The sequence below is a fragment of the Paenibacillus chartarius genome (genome assembly GCF_042432825.1).
In the GTDB taxonomy this organism is placed as follows: Bacteria; Bacillota; Bacilli; order Paenibacillales; family NBRC-103111; genus Gordoniibacillus; species Gordoniibacillus chartarius.
On the sequence record NZ_JBHLWN010000102.1, the window covers coordinates 39,753 to 56,967 of the forward strand.

Genomic DNA, 17,215 nt, shown 5'->3' on the forward strand with positions numbered 1-17,215 from the left:
AGCGCAATGGGACGGCATAAAGAGTTTGACAAAGAAGCGGTGCTTCATAAAGCGATGCTTGTTTTTTGGAAGAAAGGCTACGAAGCGGCAAGCATTCCCGAATTGTTGGAAGCCATGGAGTTAAGCAGATCCAGTCTGTACGAAACGTTCGGAGACAAACAAACGCTTTATATCGAGGCAATCAACCAGTACAAGAAATGGAGACAAGCCAAAAGGGACGTCCTCGTCCATGCGACTTCCGCCAAATCGGGAATCCGGCAGTACTTCGAGCTGCAAATCGATTCCGCTTTAGACAGCGAATCACCGGGGGGCTGTTTGATAACCAATGCTGCAGTTGGCATGGACTCGCCGGATGAGCAGCTGAATACGCTGATCAGGGAGCGGTTTGACGAGTTGGAGAAATCGTTCTACGAGCTGCTGCGCAAAGGGCAGGAGTCGGCGGAAATCTCCCCGGAGAAAGATATCAAGTCGTTGGCGCATTTGCTCTTAAACCTGAATCATAGCATCAACATCGTTGCAAAGGTGCAGGGTAACCGCAGCAAGATACAGCAGATGATAGATTTGGTGATGGAAATGCTATAATGCATTTTCACGCACATACCGGAACGATCGTTCCAATAAAACCTATTCACCGAGGAGTGTTTTGTATGCAATCCGCTTCAATTCCAAGCGCAGAGAAATCGGTTTCGGCATCGCTGATTTTTATCCTTGCAGCCGCATGCGGCATCATCGCGGCAAATCTTTATTATGCCCAGCCGCTTGTAGGTCCGATCGGTTCGAGCTTAGGGCTCTCCTCCGGGACAGCAGCGCTTATCGTTACGCTGGCCCAAGTCGGTTACGGGATCGGCTTGTTATTTATCGTACCTCTAGGAGACATCTTTGAAAATCGCAAGCTGATCGTTTCGTTATTGCTCATCACTGCCGTCGTTTTGACTATTGCCGCAATGGTCAAAAGCGCCGCTCTGTTCCTTAGCGCCTCGCTTGTTATCGGGGTAGGTTCCGTTGCAGCACAAAGCCTTGTGCCATATGCGGCTCATCTTTCGCCTGAAGCCGTGCGCGGCCGCAATGTGGGCAGCGTAATGAGCGGGCTGCTGCTGGGGATTATGCTCGCTCGTCCCATTTCAAGCCTGGTGGCGGAATATTTGGGCTGGCACGCCGTATATTTTATCTCCGCGGCATTGATTTTTATACTGGCTGTTGTATTGGCAAAGGCGCTGCCCGCAAGGCGGCCATCGACAGCAACAGCTTACCCGGCGCTGCTGCATTCCATGCTGCATCTGCTGAAGACGACGCCGTCTTTGCGGCGAAGGGCGATTTATCATGCATGTGTTTTCGGTACATTCAGTTTGTTCTGGACAACGGTTCCGTTGGTACTCACAGGTCCGGCGTTTCATTTTACCCAGAAGGAGGTCGCTCTCTTTGCCTTAATCGGGGTAGTGGGGGCAATTGCGGCGCCGGTGGCGGGCCGAATGGCGGATCGTGGTTGGGTTCGCTCGGCGACAGGCTGGGCACTCGCCATCGTCATCATATCCGGACTGCTTCCCTTGCTGGTTCCGTTAGGCTCCGCATTCTCGTTATCCCTCCTCGTTGCTGCGGCCATTTTACTCGATATGGGCGTGTCCGCCAATCTGGTGCTCGGGCAGCGGGTAATCTTCTCATTGGGGGCGGAAATACGCAGCCGGCTTAACGGCTTGTATATGGCCATCTTCTTTGTCGGGGGAGCTGTCGGCTCGGCGGCAGGGGGCTGGGCTTACGGGGCTGCGGGCTGGGAAGCGGCGTTGCTGATCGGGATCGTCTTACCGGCCATCGCTTTGGTATATTATGCGACAGAGTATAGAAGGTAACCTTCCGGGTTGTTTATTTCAATGCCTATTCCGTTGACGATATATTATTCTAAGAGGCTGTCCCCGAAACAAATATGTGTCTGTTCGGGGGACAGCTCTTTCATGTTTAATGGCGCACTCGCTGAAGATTCACATTGAATTCACCCATAGTTCAAAGAATGTAAGTAATATACGATGCCCCAAAAGCCATGCATCCTTGCCGTGTGACCCGCCGCCGGAAGCATGGCTTTTTTGTATAACGAGGCTCAGGAATGCGAAGCCGAACGCTTGTCCTCCGTCCGGCGGAATCGGCCCAAAGAGACTGCCAAGGCCAGCAAGCAGACGAACAGTGCTACCCAGAATACAAAATGGAGAGCACCAAGCATTTGCAGCGGATCGGACGCCGCGGCATCCCCGCCGAGCATATGCAGATGCGTAGTATACAAGGAGACGGATACCGAGATGCCTAACACCATGCCGATATTGCGCACCAAAGCATTCAGGCCTCCGGCTGTCCCAAGCTTCGGTTTCGGGGCGGCTCCCATCACGCTGGCGTTGTTCGGCGATTGGAACAAGCCGCTGCCCAGACCGAAGATGGCGAGGTGCAAGCCAACCACCCAAGCGCTTTCGTGAACGGTCAACGTACTTAGAAGGCCGAAGCCGATGGCGTTCAATACGAGCCCGGCCGTCGTCAGAGCATTCGGTCCGATCTTATCCGACAGCCAGCCGGAGAAGGGAGCGACGACCGCCATCGTGAGCGGGTACATCATCATCGTATAGCCGGTGTGCTCCGGTGTGAAATGCAGTACATTTTCCATATAGAAAGGCATCATGACGTTGACGAAGAACATGGCGACGAAGCTCAATAGAGCAGTCATATTGCCGATGCGAAACGCACGGATGCGATAAAGACTGAAATCCAGCATCGGCTGCTTCAGCCTCACCTCCCAGCGATAGAAGCACAGCAGAATCACGAAGGAAACCAGAAGCACTCCGATTGTTAGCGGCGAGGTCCAGCCCCATTCGTTGCCATTGGATATGGTGTACAGGAACGATACCATTCCGACGATGAACAAAGCGGAGCCGGCAAAATCAAACCCTTTGCTCCTTTCCTGCACTTGATCCTTCGGCAGCAGGAACGATCCGGCGATACAGGCGATAATGCCGATCGGGATGTTGATCCAGAAGATGGTGGGCCAGCCGAAGCGATCGACCAATATCCCGCCGATACCGGGGCCTGTCAGCGAGCCCAAAGAGACGACCGTACCGACGATGCCCATGGCCCGTCCGCGCTCCTTCGCCGGAAACACATCGGCAACGATGGCCTGGCTGTTGGACATAAGGCACGAGGCGCCGATCGCCTGCACGATTCTGGAAACAATCAGGACGCCCAGCGTCTGGGATAAGCCGCAGAAGGCCGAGCCCAGCGCAAACACAATGAATCCGTAATTATAAACGCGGCTTCTTCCGATCAAATCGGAAATCTTCCCCATAATCGGCAGCGTAGCGCAGATTGTGAGCAGGTACGCTGTCAGCACCCATTGAACCGTATGGATCGGCGCTTGCAGCTCGCTGGACATGGTAGGCAGTGCAACATTCGCTATGCTGCCGTCGAGCGTGGCCATGAAGGTCCCCAGCGAGACATTGGCCAGAACGACCCATCTGTTGGAAGGGACAGGTTCAGCAGAGGAAACGTGCGGGTTACGGCTCAAGACGATAAACTCCTTTGCGGCCCGGTCAGACGAATAAACCTTGGCATGATATGGGTTGGACATGTTTTGTCTATTTTAGGCCATACGATGTTCGTAATTCAAATTTATTCATCGACATTAGGTTCCCCAAATGAGGATTCTTATTATGTCAAACCCATACAAGATTTGAGGAGAATTACGGTTACCGAATCGGGTTGAGAAGGACTTCCTCTAAAAATATGATTGACATGACACCAATAGGTGTCCTATAATCAAAAACGACACCAAACGGTGGCCGTTCTAAGTTTGTGATTTTGCAGCGTGAGTAGGGTTCACTTGGTACACACAGGGATTTTCTATACTATGACGGACACAGCCGCATCACATGCTGTCGCGGAAGATTACGGCGTATTTGCACCATTTTTGGATCGATCTTCGAATCCTGCCTCTCTCCTCGTGGGCGTTACGTCCGAAGAACCGTATACTTTAAGAGGTGGTGAAATTAGCAGCAGTCCCTTGGTAATAATAAGTATGAGAAATATGGATTCCAGTAGTTACGAAATAAAGAGATACATGGAGGGAAGGACATGTCCTATATCGTTGATTTTAACAATGTGTCTACGGTCGGTTTAGAGTCTTCACCTGTCGTAGATGCGCTTGCCGGTTTACGTGCCAATGAAGCCCGTTACTTCATGAACAAATACAAGCATGAATTTACTGTTGTGCCTGCTAGCGAAAGCCAGGATACCATTGATTATGTGTATCGGATTTTGAAAGAAGAACGTGGTATCGAATTCGCTGCAAAACCTTTAGAAACATCTCGTTTTCAAGTGGAAAATATCAAATGGGCCTTCGTCTTCTTTGAGGATGGTCTAGCGGTCAACGTCATGTATACGATTGATGACCCAAAGAAGCGGGCTGTTGGCTTTAAGCTTTCCGAGGGGATGGAGGTACCTAAGGAATTGGAAGAGAAGAAGTTTAAGTTTGCAAGACAGAAGTCTAAGCTGGCCGGCACCATTCGAGGCTCGTTTTTTGTGATAAAGGGCGAATATTAAAGCAAGCGAAGGCATTACAGCGGTGGAGCGGATCCGTCGCTTTTACTTGTTTGCAATGCCGCTTGCGCCCGAATGTCGGGAAGATCTATGGATATTATCCGTTCCGACGGACCTCGTTAGGGGTAACCCCGTACTCCTTCTTAAACGCCCGGTAAAAGGAACGCAAGCTGTTAAAGCCGCAATCGAAGGCAATATCGGTGACCGGATAGGTCGTGGATTGCAGCATCGCTTGAGCGAGTGCGGCCCGGCGGCCATTTACGTAGTCGCGAAAAGAGGTGCGGAGCTGCTCGGAAAATATACGTGAGATCATAAATTTGCTGATCCCCAGCTCCTTGGACAATGTGTCCAGTGAAATAGGCTCCAGAAAGTGAGTTTCCAAATAAACCAGGAGCTTCTGAATCATGGACAGATCCGGGTTGGACTCTCTGCGCTTAAGAGATAACAGCGGCAATAGGCTCCCCATCACCACGGAAGTATAGGCCTTAATTAGACGGTTGTCTCCATGAGCCACATACAGGTTATGTAATATGTGAAAAATTTCTGTGATGTGAGGGGGGACCTGGCTCTGTGGGACAACGGGATGGTCCGGCACATAGTTAACCAGATCGGCAGCATATTCTCCGATAAAGGCGGGATCAACCAAGGCCAGCATCATCCGGCTATGCTCCTCTGTCCGGTATCCGTGCGGTTGGTTAGGAAAAATGACAGCCACGTCGCCATCCGTCAGCACAAAATCCTGCTGGTTAGCGGTGATCCGGATTTGGCCGGAGAGAATCATGGCAAGCTCCACATTTTTGTGCAGATGAAGGGGATAGGTATTGTCGGTTGAGAGGAAGGAATGAAACGGCTGGTTCCGGTGCTGGTAACGGATTGTCACGACAGAGTCCCTCTTTTCGTCCGAATGAATCTGCAATAGTTGGCACAAAATTTAATCTTTACTGGCAGGTACTAAGCATGCAAGTCCTGTAACATAATAGTTGCAAGCGGCTTCCATCACCAAATTGAAGGGAGGAAGTGTAACAGGATTGCATGCGGCTGAAGTTGGTTGGTCAGCTATAGGTCAAGCAGGGTCTTGTTATACGATGCAACCAATGAAACGTAAGAGTCCCCGTAAGAAAAGAGGAATTGCTGTCATCTCAAGTATTTCGATAGCGCTTTCAGTTAACTTGATTTTACCTGTTTTCACGGCGGCAGCACAAGCAGAGGAAGGCCGCATTACAGCGGCGTCTATCCCGGCTTTTCCCGGCGCAGAAGGAGGCGGAGCTTATACCAGCGGCGGCCGGGGCGGTGGTGTATACATCGTAACCAACCTATTGGATTATGGACCAGGTGAGAAGCCCATCGAAGGCTCTCTCCGATACGGGGTCTCATCCACTCCGAAGGAAGGACGTACCATTGTGTTCCACGTCTCGGGCACCATCGAGCTGAAGGACTCCCTGCGACTGAGCAGCATCAAGAATCTGACTATTGCTGGACAAACCGCACCGGGTAACGGAATTACTCTAGCCGGGTGGGATACCAATATCAGCAACTCCGAGAATATCATCATCCGCTATATGTCTTTCCGACCGGGGGCCACAAACGTATTCAACGGCAGCGATTCTATGGACGCCCTGTGGGGAAGGGATAACAAACAGTTTATTATCGATCACTCCTCCTTCAGCTGGAACACAGACGAGACCCTATCAACCTACCGGGGCGAGAACGGCACCATTCAATGGTCCATCGTGTCGGAGAGCTTGACCTTATCGGGGCACTCGAAAGGCCGTCATGGCTATGGCGGGATTGCAGGAGGGGACAAAACTACCTTTCACCATAATCTGTATGTGAGCCATACCTCCCGTAACCCTAGACTTGGCGGCGGTTATGCCGGTAAAGCCGATGCGCAGCATGTCGCAGTACTGCAATTTTCGAATAACGTGATCTACAATTGGGGCTTTAACACGGTTTATGGCGGCGGCTTCAACTTTACCAACTACATGAACAACATGGGGATCGCAGGGCCGGGCACAAGGGATCATGTAGCCGGCAGGGTCATAGATGCAGGTGAGGCCGGTAAGCTCGGGGGGTTCTATATCACCGGGAACCGGATTAACAATACCGCAACAGGCTTGTTAGACGGCTCCTCCCCATACGTTAAGAATTCCGGCGATACCGGCGGAAATAACCAAACCTTTTATAGAACGGAGCCCTATCTCTCTGCAGATAGTACGGGAATGAATCATGGAATAACCAATCAAGGATTTGACGAGTATGTGCGCAGCGGGGTGAAGGCTGCAGATCATAAGCTGTTGACCGATATCCTCGCACGGGCCGGAGCCACCTATCCCCGACGGGATGCTATCGATGCCAGAATCGTTGCGGAAGTTGAGCAGGGGCTGGGACGGTACATCAACACTGAGCATGAGGTTGGAGGATATGTATCGGACTTTGGGGTGATCGAGGAGCAGCGGCCTGCCGATTTCGATACGAACCTGAACGGAATGGCCGACAAATGGGAGAAGGCGCAAGGGATCTGGGAAAACCCCGACGCCTACAAGACGATTACGGAAAGCGGCTACACCTGGCTGGAGCTCTATTTAAACGGATTGGTCGACATGGAGCATATCGCCGAAAATCCCGAGGCCAAGCTCACTTCCCCTGCGAATAACGCTCAATATGATTTGGGCAAAGCCGTACCGGTAGAGATTAGAGCTTCCTCCAGGTTTGGGCACAACATCAGTAAAGTAGAGGTTTACAACGGTTCGGAGTATGTGGGTGACGCCGAACTTCGCGGCGGGCGATATGTGTATACCATCCAAGGTCTTCAAGACGCTACCCATTATATCTCTGCAAGGGTCATCGATACGGAGGGCAATGCTACCCAAACCACTGCCGCCACGATCCATGTCAACACTGAACCTAAATCATTAGCAAAAGAAGGCTGGAAATCGGCGGACATCGGCAATCCGGAACTTAAAGGCTCCGCAAGCTTAACGGACGGTGTGATTACGGTCAAAGGCAGCGGCAAGCTTGGAGAACGAGAAGGCGCCATTGAAGGTTCTAAAGAGGCGGACGCCACCAAGGACGACTTCCATTTTGTCTATCGGGAGATGTCCGGGGATCTGGAGTTTACCGTGCGGCTGAATGAAATCGGTTTCGCTGATAACCATGCCTTCACAGGTCTGATGGTTCGTGATGAATTAACGGACAAAAGTGCTGCAGCAGCCTTGGGTCTATCCTGGGTGAAAATATCCAAAGAGTACCCTTGGTCCGCTTATCTTGCAGGAAGGGATGCCAAGGGCGGCAGCTTTGACGAAATGACGGAAACTTTGGACAGTGCGGCCAGTGCATCCAAGGCGGGCATTCAGCTCGTGGCGGACATACCGTTTAAGCTGAACGGAGTGGCACAGGGCTATTGGCTTAAGCTGGGGCGTAAGGGCGACACCTTCTATGCCTACGGTTCCTTGGACGGTCAAACGTGGACCGCCATCGGCGAGCGGACCATCCCGATGAAGAAGAAGATCTACGCAGGCTTCGCCGTCGACAGCAATGATGTTGCCAACGACCTCAAGCAGCTGAACTATGCCAAGTTTTCCAATGTAAGCTTAACGAATGGATTCGAACCGATGCACAACTAAAGCTGAAGCCCTCGCTGATCCAATATGGAGCGGCCGGGGCTTTTCATTTGTTTTGTTTGAGGACATATGTCCTTCCCATCATCCTGTAAATCCCTTTTAATATAGAATATCAATAAGGGCTTGGGGGAGAAGAAGGGTGAAAGGACTGTTGTTGGCGTTGATGACCGGCTTTTTTATTACCCTGCAAGGGGTGGCGAATTCCCGGATCAGTGAAGGGATCGGCACCTGGCAAGCGGCGACGATGACGCAGTTTACCGGTTTTGTGACGGCGTTACTGATACTATTGTTTGTGAAAAAGAAAAGCTGGCAAGCGTTCAAAGAGGTCAGCCCCGTATATTTAACAAGCGGAGCTTTAGCAGCAATCATTATATCGAGCAACATATCCGCTATTCATCGCGTGGGGGTGACGCTGACCGTCGCAGCCGTATTGATCGCCCAACTTAGCTTGACTTTCCTTGTTGACATCAATGGTTGGTTCGGTGTAAAGAAGCAGCATATGCGCCTGCCGCAGTTTATTGGGATTGCCCTCATGGTGATCGGTATCATCTTGTTAAATTTTTAAGCGGAACCGCGGGAGTGGTGAACAATGAAAGAAATCAAGGATAAGACATTATTGGAATCCTACCTTCGGGATCACGAGCTGGAATCCATTTTTCATGAAAAAATCAGGCCGCATCTGTCATTGTACACGTATAAACGCGGAGAACTGATCTGTTCCCAAGGCGAAAGTCCGGAATGTTTATATATTCTCGTCAAAGGCAAGCTCAAGGTATTCATGACCAATCCCGAAGGAAAAATGCTGGTGATCTCCTTTAAAACTGCGCTTGAGCTTGTCGGGGATATTGAATACGTACAGGAGACGGACATCTTGAATACGGTGGAGGCGGTTAGCAGTGTCCATATGATCGCCGCGCCCTTCCGGATCCTCAGAGAGTACGGGAGGGAACACGCGCCATTGTTACAATTTTTGCTGAAAGTAATCACGAAGAAATTTTACATGAAATCCAGCTCCTTGAGTCTTAATATGATGTATCCCGTAGAAGTTCGTCTGGCCAGCTATCTTCTGGCGGTGTCCTCCGACGAGTCCGAAAACCCGGTATCGGGGCTGCTTAGTACGGCGGAGCTTAAGGATGTAGCGAATTTGATCGGGGTCAGCTACAGGCATTTCAATCGAATCGTACTGCAATTCTGTTCCAACGGTCTACTCGAACGCGTAAAGGGTGGGGTAGTCGTGAAAAACCCGGATGGTTTAAGCAAACTGGCGATCCGGAATATCTACGAATACTAGTAAAGGGGCATCCTCCGATGATGATAGGATTATGGTTAGCGCTTCTGGCCGGCTCCCTGGTCGGACTGCAAAACATATTTAACAGCAGGGTTCACGAACGGGCAGGTTCTTGGCCTACGACCGCTCTGGTGCTCGGCCTCGGATTCCTCGCCTCCTTCCTGATCGGACTGGCGGTTGAGGGAAAGCGGCTGTTCCACCTGGAGCATATGGAGCTTTGGTTCTGGTTTAGCGGTATTGTAGGGGTTGGCGTTGTGGCTTGCATGGTGAACGCTATGAAACAGCTCGGGCCGACCTATACCATATCGATTGTGATGTGCTCCCAGCTGTTTTTCGCTCTTATTTGGGATTCCTTCGGCTGGATGGGACTGGAAGTCGTTCCTTTTACGCTGAAGCAGCTGGGCGGCGTGCTTGTGATCGTAAGCGGGATATTGCTGTTTAAGTTCGGCGGTTTGCGAAAAAATCGTTCGGACCTGATGCGGAGGGAACGTGCTTAAACAGGAATAACAAAATGTCGGCTTAAAGATGGGACAGCAAATTGGGTTGAGCTGAAAGCTGGAGCTGCTCCTGACAGCCATTATCGTTTCGAGGCGAATTCTGAGGCGGACGCTGCCAAATGTCGCTGAGGAAAGAATCTCCTGATCGGGGAACTCTATATGCATAAGCAGACGTTTATTGGAGAGATAAATACGATTGCAGCAAAGACTCCTTTCGCCAAGCGGAAGGGGCCTTTGCTGTTAAAGAGTCAATCATGCAGAACACTGAACAGAGCAAAAAAGTCGAGGGAATCATTTCAGCAAGATAAGTTAATAAAGCGACAATTATGGCTAATTTAGGAAAGGGAAATCATGCTATGCTTGGTTTGAGAACGCTATCAATTCAATTCAAATTATTTAGGAAAGGAGATCAAAAGTATTTGATGACATGATGAGGAATAGCGTCAAATCGTGCCGTTCTGCATTTACTGATGACCTGAAAATATTGGTAAAACGGGAAAGGGGTACTTTATGAAAAAAACGCTGGCGATTTTGATCACAAGCTCCATTCTTATGCTTTCCAGTGCAACCGTATATGCCGATGGACAGTCTTCGCAGGTAACCCAATCCATCTATAAGCCAGGTGTGACTGTGACGGCGGATGAGAATTCACCGACCGGGTATACCGCCACATTTGTGTATAAAAGCAGCGACCCAGACGTTCAAAAGATCGTGCTTTACAGCGACACCTTCATGCTGTGGGATGAAAAAGCACCCCAGTATACCGGCAGCGGGAGCAACGGAATGAATTTAAATAACGTATCCGGTGCGTACAAAGACGCCTACGGACATCTCCCCGGTGACTACAAGGACACCTATTGGCCGGGCGGCGGTTCCGCGAGTTCCAAGCTCTCCCTGGAGCTCGCAAAGGTACCGAATACAGACGTGTGGTACACGCAGGTCCCCTTGATGAGCGGTGCGTTCGTCTACAACTACGAGGTCACCAAGAACGGCGTCACCACCGCCAGGCTTGACGACCCCGCGAACCCGGCGTTGGTAAACACCGCGACAGGCGTCAGAAGCCTTTCAAGTATCGTTTATGTGCCGTACAATGCGGAGAAGCAGGGCGTGGGCGAATACAGAGACCGTAGCCTTGAGCTTCCGAGGACGGACGGGCGGAAGGGCACCATCCAGACCATAACGTACCCTGCCTCCGATGGGACCAACCGCGGCATGACCGTTTACCTGCCTTACGGCTACGATAAGAACAGCCAAAAACCATACAATGTCCTATACATCAACATGGGCAACTCGGGCGACCAGTTCGGTAACGAGCTGCGCTGGATGAACGAGGGCGCCCTGCCGAATATCGCGGATAATTTGGTGGCGCAGGGCATGGAGCCGTTCGTCGCCGTTTCCATGAACTATCAGGATTGGGGCCACAGCTGGGCCAAAATCGAGCCGGACGTGCTCAATTATGTCATGCCCTTCGTGGAGTCAAACTACAATGTGTCGAAGGACCGCTTGGGCCGCGGATACGCGGGCTTAAGCGCCGGCGCCGGCACAACCGCCCGGTTCTATCTGAACCACCCCGATGTATTTTCGCAATTCGGCATTTGGAGCAACGGTGTCGTCCCGACCGCTGAGCAACTGGCCAAAATCAAGGAATACAACGATTCCACAAAGGTACATATTGCCCTTGGCAAATGGGATTATGTGACCGCCGGCATACCTATGCACGAAGCTCTTGCGGAGAACGGCATCAAACATGAGTTTAACGTGATTCCCGGCGGCCACGATTGGGAGTTCTGGCAGCTCATGTTCGCCGAGTTTGCCAAGGATCACCTGTGGAAGGACACCGGAGACGTATGGCCTAATGAGAACGCCATGCCAGGCAAGGTCAATGCGGCATCTTCCGCAGGAACTACAGCAAACAATACCCCTGTCGACGTGACAACTACGCAAGCAAACGTTGCGGTGGACGCAGGTGTCAAAGCCGCAAAAGAAGCTGGTCTGACAAGCGCGACTGTGAGCTTAACCAGACCGGGTAACGTCACACTTGATACTCTCCGGGCCATGATGGCACGAACAGGTATGCCGCTTAACATCCATGCCGACACCTTATCTTCCAATGGCAAAACCGTCGATGCTTATATCACTTTTGATCCTGCCCGCTCAGTGAAAGACTTGAATCTGTTTGTGTCGCCTTCATCATCCGTTGCGAACTCTCTTCGTGCTCAGTTTGGCAGGCTGTTTACTAATAACCTAATGGTTGTCAGCTTCGGGCAGGAGGGCGAATTCGGGCAGCTCATGGAAGTCGCTGTAAAGACGGATAAGAAGATGAATGCTGGTAATGCAATCGTCTACTCCTACAACAGAGAGAATAACACGTACGCCAAAATGAATACGACAGTCCGGATCGATGACAGCGGATACATTCACTTCAAGACAAGGGTGGGCGGAGACATCATCATAAGCGACGGAGATCTGACCAATCAATAGTTCTGAGCTTCGCCGTGAAGGAGAAGCAATTCATGTCCGCGAATCTTCCTCAATCGGAGATTCAGCGATTCATCAAGCCTTGCGAGATCGGCCGATTAGCTGCGTTCGTATGCAGCCCGATGGCCTCCGCCTTTAAAGGATCTCCGATCCGAATGGGCGGAGGAACGGTACCGACAATTTACTAATTGTTTGTATGGATTGAACGCTAAGAATGAGATCGTCCCGGTTCAGGCGATAATTAAGATTAGCAATCCATAAGAAACAACCCCATCTGAAGTGTTCTATAATGCAGGTAATGTAGATATTCCTCATGAGCAAAGGAGAACCGAAAATTGAGAAAACTCGTTCTATTTCTGCACGCATCGCTTGACGGTTTTGTAGAAGGGCCGAAGGGTGATATGGACATTGGCTGGGTTTCCTACGATGCCGATTTGGAGAAACACGCGAAAGAGATTCTGAGTACAGCCGACACTGTCATTTGGGGACGCGGGACTTATCAGATGATGCACAATTACTGGCCATCCGTGTCTTCGGACCCATCAGCTTCGCAGCATGAACGGAATCATGCCGAGTGGATCGAAAAGACAGCCAAAATCGTTTTTTCCACGACGTTGGAGAAAGCCGAATGGAACAATTCCAGACTGGTGAAAGAAAATGCCGAGGAAGAGATCAAGAACCTCAAACAGCAGCCAGGCAAGGATATGGTTATCCTCGGCAGTCCCAGGTTCGCGCACTACCTTATGCAGTTTGATTTAATAGATGAGTATAAGATTACGGTTTCTCCCGTCCTGATCGGCAGCGGGTTGCCGCTATTCCAAGGTTTCAAGGATAAGATCAATCTTAAACTTATCGAAAACAAGACCTTTGATTCTGGAGCCATAGGTCTCGTTTACCAGAGGGTTAGATGATATTCTCTCCTTAATACAGTAACAGTTCTCTAAGTTTATATTATACTGACGATGATTGCGGCCGGTCATTCCGACCGGCTGTTTTTGTTCCAATAACGGGGCGCCAGGAGAACGGAGCGAACTTATGACTTTGATTTCCGTCGGGTGACAGGAACAATGATCTCATTAATTACCAATTACCGCGTATATCGCTTTTTATTTTATGGGATCAGGTTCTTGTCAAAGCTAATTGATATTGATAGCTCCAAAGCTTTTTAGTCATCTTGAACGCTTTCGAGAAGCGGGTCGGGGTACGGAGCCACGCAGGAATGCGGGCTCCGTTAATTAGTTTGCACTTGCGCAAGCCCGCTAAGCTGGAGTAACTCGGCTGCTGATTATTACGATTACAAGTGCATAGATGATGAACAATATCAAGAAGATTGAGGAATAGCCGAAGGGATAGAAATATGCGCCAAGCACCGGACCGATTGTCATGCCCTGGTAACGGAAAAAATTATAGACCCCGGTTGCAGTCGCACGCATGCGTGAGAGCTCCGATGACAGCAATGCCGTCTGCAGAGGCAGAGATAAGCCAAGTGAGAAGCCGAAAAATGAGATGCACACGACAAGCCATGTTAATGAAACGGGCGACAACATTGCCAAGAGAAGTACACTCACTCCATTAAGGACGGCAGTCGCAATCAACATTCTGCGTATCTCAATGTACACCTGCACGGGACCGCAGACGATACTCCCAATAATGAGACAGATAGAGACCGGCAAGTAGAGGACGCCTGTCTCGGTCGGACTGAGGCGATAAGCATCAGTGGCAATCGAAGGAAGCAGGATAATTAAAATATAGAACACAGTATATTGCATAATGCCGAGCAGAATAAGCGATTGTCCGCTTCTGTGCGCCAATACGTCCGAGAACTGGCGGATCGCGAACCGCTCCCCAGCGACCTTATTCATCCCCGTCTCCGGCAGGCTAATATAGATGACCAGCCAGTATAAAGTGCTGATTGCGAGCATTACCCACAAGAGCGGGTGGAAGCCGAATCGTTCCCCGACATACCCGCCGAAGACTGGCCCGAGCCCCGGACCCAACGCAACGAGCATCTGATAGATCCCCATCGCACGAACCCTTCGGTTCCCTTCGAATAAATCGCCGATCACCGTTAATGCGGCAACAGAGCCAACTGATCCGCCGACGGCCTGCAGGATGCGGAATACGATCAGCATTTCAATATGATCAGAAAGCGAGACACCTAACGTAGCCAGCAAATAGAACAGGAAGCCGAGCAGTAAAATTTTGCGCCGCCCGTACTTATCGATTAGCGGACCGTAGATGAGCTGCATGAACGCGAATATTATCGGATACACCGATATGGTCAAGCTGACGGCCGTCGAAGATGTACGGAATAATTCGGCAACCTCCGGCAGGAGCGGGGTATAGAACGTCTGCACAAACGGCCCGAAAAAAGCCGCAATGGAAACGAGATACACGAGATAGTGTTTTCGCATTCAGATCACCTCCAGTTCGATGATGGTTTACTTTTTCAAGAATACATAATAAAGTGGAAACGAGGAAGAATGCACTTTTTCGTTCCATACGAACCAAAAGGGAAGTGATGGTCATCGCAATCGATAGAGGGGCAGATTATGTATACAACGGGAAGTCGTATCAATGTCCGATTGATCTCTCCGTATCCTTATTGTCCGGACGATGGAAGACGTCGATCCTGTGTAAATTGCTGACCGGGAAGAAACGTTACGGCGAACTCAAGAAACTTATTCCTGAGGTCAATCATAAAATGCTGACCGAGCAACTGCGTGAACTGGAGGATGCCGGAATTGTTAGCAGGGAAGTGTATCCTGTCGTCCCACCGAAGGTCGAGTACGAATTGACAGAGCTTGGGGAGGCGCTTCGACCGGCTATTAGCTCCTTGGAGAAATGGGGCAAGCGATTCCAGACAGAGAATCCGTCCGATTCGACTCGCGTATCGAACCGTTAATTCTCGTCAAAAGAGTAAGGCATACAGGCGCCCGCGTATGAAACGCGAGGCGCTTCTTTTATATCTAAGCAGTATCCTAGCTAACGAATCCGAAAGTAATCCACGGAAAAGTGCGTACTTACTTAAAGTGAGCGAATTGAGTATGATACTCGTGTAAGCGAAGCTGGCAGTGAAGGAACGCAGCAAACAAAAAATGAGGAGTGATATTAGAATGAAGACGTTAGTTATCGCAGCACATCCAAACATCTCGCAGTCCCGAATTAATAAAGCATGGCTGGAAGCCTTGAGTGAACAACGAGATGTAACAGTCCATGAGTTATACCGAGTCTACCCCGACGAATCGATCGATGTTGAGAAGGAACAAGCACGCTTAGAAGCGCATGAGCGCATAATTTTTCAGTACCCGTTCTATTGGTACAGCACGCCACCGCTGCTGAAGCGATGGTTCGATGACGTCTTGCAGTACGGTTGGGCTTACGGTCCAGGCGGGGATAAGATGAAGGGCAAAGAGATCGGGGTGGCGGTCTCCACGTACGGCTCCGCGGAGTCCTATCAACCTACCGGCTTTAACCGTTTCACAATTGACGAACTGTTAAGGCCTGTCCAAGCATTGGCTAACTTTATCGATGCCCGATACATCCCTCATTTTGCAATTAATGATACATCTAACGTGACGGACGACCAGCTTCGGATCAGTCAAGAAGCTTATATACGTTACGTTAATGCTGATTCCCGGATATTCCGATATTGATTTAATATGTTTATTTCATGCCGTTACAACGAGGACTATAATACCTACACAGACACATCAAGAGAGGAGGACTTGTGTGGAACTGGCATGCGGTGACTATCGAATCGAATTCATGGATGGCAGACTTGAGGTGCGTAAGCAGGAACGGCTTCTCTATTTCAATAAACGGCCTCTATGCGAGACGGTCAAAACGGCATTTGCGCTTAGTGAGTTTTATGATACCGCCTACAGCGAGGTTGTTGTAACGACCCATTCAGTTGTTGCAACAGGGACGCTCACTGTACCTTCAGGCTCGGAATTTTACTTCTCAGACGTGTATGAGTCATCTGACTGCGATTCAAAGTGAGTTGCAGCGTCAAGGTACTCAAGGCGGGGGATGATCTCGGTTTCTCCACGAATATCTCCTTAGTCATGGCCGAATCAGACAACACGCGGGATTACAATGGTTTCGCGCCAGGCGTCTGGTACAAACAGAACGAGTACGCGCCTGATCACTCATTCGGCAAAGACTTGGATTGCGAATATTATTGGCGCATGGAGACCAACTATGCTTTGCCATTATTCGCTATGCAGAATATTGCATCGGGTGAAATGGCAGCGAGCATAGATTAGCTTGAACCGATTAGCCAAGGGATTATAGAGCAGGTGAAGAAGCGTCCTTTCTAGGGCGCTTTTTCAAGCAGTCACCATAGGCTGCGACATACCTGCGCAACCGTTTTATATAATGATGGTGAGGGAGCTGATTTGTTGGCAATCGCTGATCTATTGGGTCACTCAAACCCCAAGACAGCTACGATTTATACTAAAGTGAATATAGAGAAAATGCGAAAAATCGTGACTTCAAACCCATTAGAATTAACCTAAGCAAAATATTGTATTATTAGATTAGTTAGAAACGTTATCAACAAGAAAATGTTTAGGGCATGTTTGTGTCAATGGACATGAGAAGCCAATGGCAGTAAGGGACTAAATTGATATACAGACATATGTACAAAATACGGGTTTTGTGAAAAAGATAACCAGGTTTATTATGCAGGCTCCATTTCATCAAGTTACAGTATCGATAACGAACTTCAATTCCATTGGCTTTCAAACTAATTTACATAGTCT

The 17,215-nt window shown here is 50.0% G+C and carries 16 protein-coding genes and 1 pseudogene; 14 read left to right on the forward strand and 3 right to left on the reverse strand.

The features are described from left to right. The first annotated feature begins 6 nt into the window (after nt 1-6). On the forward strand, nt 7-582 hold the full coding sequence (locus ACFFK0_RS25375; RefSeq protein ID WP_377473206.1) for a TetR/AcrR family transcriptional regulator: 576 nt from the start codon (nt 7-9) through the stop codon (nt 580-582). 65 nt (nt 583-647) lie between these two features. Continuing rightward, nucleotides 648-1,844: an MFS transporter gene (locus ACFFK0_RS25380; RefSeq protein WP_377473208.1), complete on the forward strand. Its 1,197-nt coding sequence runs from the start codon at nt 648-650 to the stop codon at nt 1,842-1,844. A gap of 245 nt (nt 1,845-2,089) precedes the next feature. Here the strand turns inward: ACFFK0_RS25380 and ACFFK0_RS25385 are convergent, their stop codons facing one another. Next, complete coding sequence (locus tag ACFFK0_RS25385) at nt 2,090-3,535, reverse strand: MFS transporter (protein WP_377473210.1); 1,446 nt, start codon at nt 3,533-3,535, stop codon at nt 2,090-2,092. 566 nt (nt 3,536-4,101) lie between these two features. On the opposite strand from ACFFK0_RS25385, the gene ACFFK0_RS25390 reads away from it, so the two are divergent. Beyond that, entirely contained in the window at nt 4,102-4,569 is a 468-nt protein-coding gene (locus ACFFK0_RS25390) for a DUF8821 family protein (protein ID WP_377473212.1), read from the forward strand. Between the two features lie 94 nt (nt 4,570-4,663). Here the strand turns inward: ACFFK0_RS25390 and ACFFK0_RS25395 are convergent, their stop codons facing one another. Beyond that, nucleotides 4,664-5,446, reverse strand: a complete 783-nt coding sequence (locus tag ACFFK0_RS25395) for a helix-turn-helix domain-containing protein (protein WP_377473214.1) — start codon at nt 5,444-5,446, stop codon at nt 4,664-4,666. Nucleotides 5,447-5,594: 148 nt separating this feature from the next. On the opposite strand from ACFFK0_RS25395, the gene ACFFK0_RS25400 reads away from it, so the two are divergent. From ACFFK0_RS25400 to ACFFK0_RS25430, 7 genes and pseudogenes are all read left to right on the forward strand, one after another. Then, nucleotides 5,595-8,189 carry an Ig-like domain-containing protein gene (locus ACFFK0_RS25400; protein WP_377473216.1) on the forward strand — a complete coding sequence of 865 codons (2,595 nt, stop codon included), beginning with the start codon at nt 5,595-5,597 and terminating at the stop codon, nt 8,187-8,189. 136 nt (nt 8,190-8,325) lie between these two features. Then, on the forward strand, nt 8,326-8,751 hold the full coding sequence (locus tag ACFFK0_RS25405) for a DMT family transporter (protein WP_377473218.1): 426 nt from the start codon (nt 8,326-8,328) through the stop codon (nt 8,749-8,751). A 24-nt stretch (nt 8,752-8,775) separates the two neighbouring features. Then, nucleotides 8,776-9,477 carry a Crp/Fnr family transcriptional regulator gene (locus tag ACFFK0_RS25410; RefSeq protein WP_377473220.1) on the forward strand — a complete coding sequence of 234 codons (702 nt, stop codon included), beginning with the start codon at nt 8,776-8,778 and terminating at the stop codon, nt 9,475-9,477. A 17-nt stretch (nt 9,478-9,494) separates the two neighbouring features. Beyond that, nucleotides 9,495-9,971, forward strand: a complete 477-nt coding sequence (locus ACFFK0_RS25415; RefSeq protein WP_377473222.1) for a DMT family transporter — start codon at nt 9,495-9,497, stop codon at nt 9,969-9,971. A 510-nt stretch (nt 9,972-10,481) separates the two neighbouring features. Then, the gene (locus ACFFK0_RS25420; protein WP_377473224.1) at nt 10,482-12,452 is read left to right on the forward strand and encodes an alpha/beta hydrolase; all 1,971 of its coding nucleotides are present in this window, start codon (nt 10,482-10,484) and stop codon (nt 12,450-12,452) included. A 2-nt stretch (nt 12,453-12,454) separates the two neighbouring features. Beyond that, nucleotides 12,455-12,637, forward strand: a pseudogene (locus ACFFK0_RS25425) (SDR family NAD(P)-dependent oxidoreductase); the annotation flags it as partial. A 147-nt stretch (nt 12,638-12,784) separates the two neighbouring features. Next, on the forward strand, nt 12,785-13,360 hold the full coding sequence (locus tag ACFFK0_RS25430; protein WP_377473226.1) for a dihydrofolate reductase family protein: 576 nt from the start codon (nt 12,785-12,787) through the stop codon (nt 13,358-13,360). Nucleotides 13,361-13,708: 348 nt separating this feature from the next. On the opposite strand, the gene ACFFK0_RS25435 is transcribed toward ACFFK0_RS25430, so the two are convergent. Next, the gene (locus ACFFK0_RS25435) at nt 13,709-14,863 is read right to left on the reverse strand and encodes an MFS transporter (protein WP_377473227.1); all 1,155 of its coding nucleotides are present in this window, start codon (nt 14,861-14,863) and stop codon (nt 13,709-13,711) included. A gap of 107 nt (nt 14,864-14,970) precedes the next feature. Here ACFFK0_RS25435 and ACFFK0_RS25440 point away from each other — a divergent pair, with 107 nt between their 5' ends. From ACFFK0_RS25440 to ACFFK0_RS25455, 4 genes are all read left to right on the forward strand, one after another. Beyond that, entirely contained in the window at nt 14,971-15,354 is a 384-nt protein-coding gene (locus ACFFK0_RS25440; protein WP_014651242.1) for a winged helix-turn-helix transcriptional regulator, read from the forward strand. A gap of 211 nt (nt 15,355-15,565) precedes the next feature. Then, nucleotides 15,566-16,105, forward strand: a complete 540-nt coding sequence (locus ACFFK0_RS25445) for an NAD(P)H-dependent oxidoreductase (RefSeq protein WP_377473229.1) — start codon at nt 15,566-15,568, stop codon at nt 16,103-16,105. 76 nt (nt 16,106-16,181) lie between these two features. After that, nucleotides 16,182-16,451 carry a hypothetical protein gene (locus ACFFK0_RS25450; RefSeq protein ID WP_377473231.1) on the forward strand — a complete coding sequence of 90 codons (270 nt, stop codon included), beginning with the start codon at nt 16,182-16,184 and terminating at the stop codon, nt 16,449-16,451. A gap of 347 nt (nt 16,452-16,798) precedes the next feature. Continuing rightward, a complete protein-coding gene (locus ACFFK0_RS25455) occupies nt 16,799-16,969 on the forward strand; it encodes a tyrosine-type recombinase/integrase (protein ID WP_377473307.1) in 171 nt (56 codons plus the stop codon). Nucleotides 16,970-17,215: the final 246 nt, after the last annotated feature.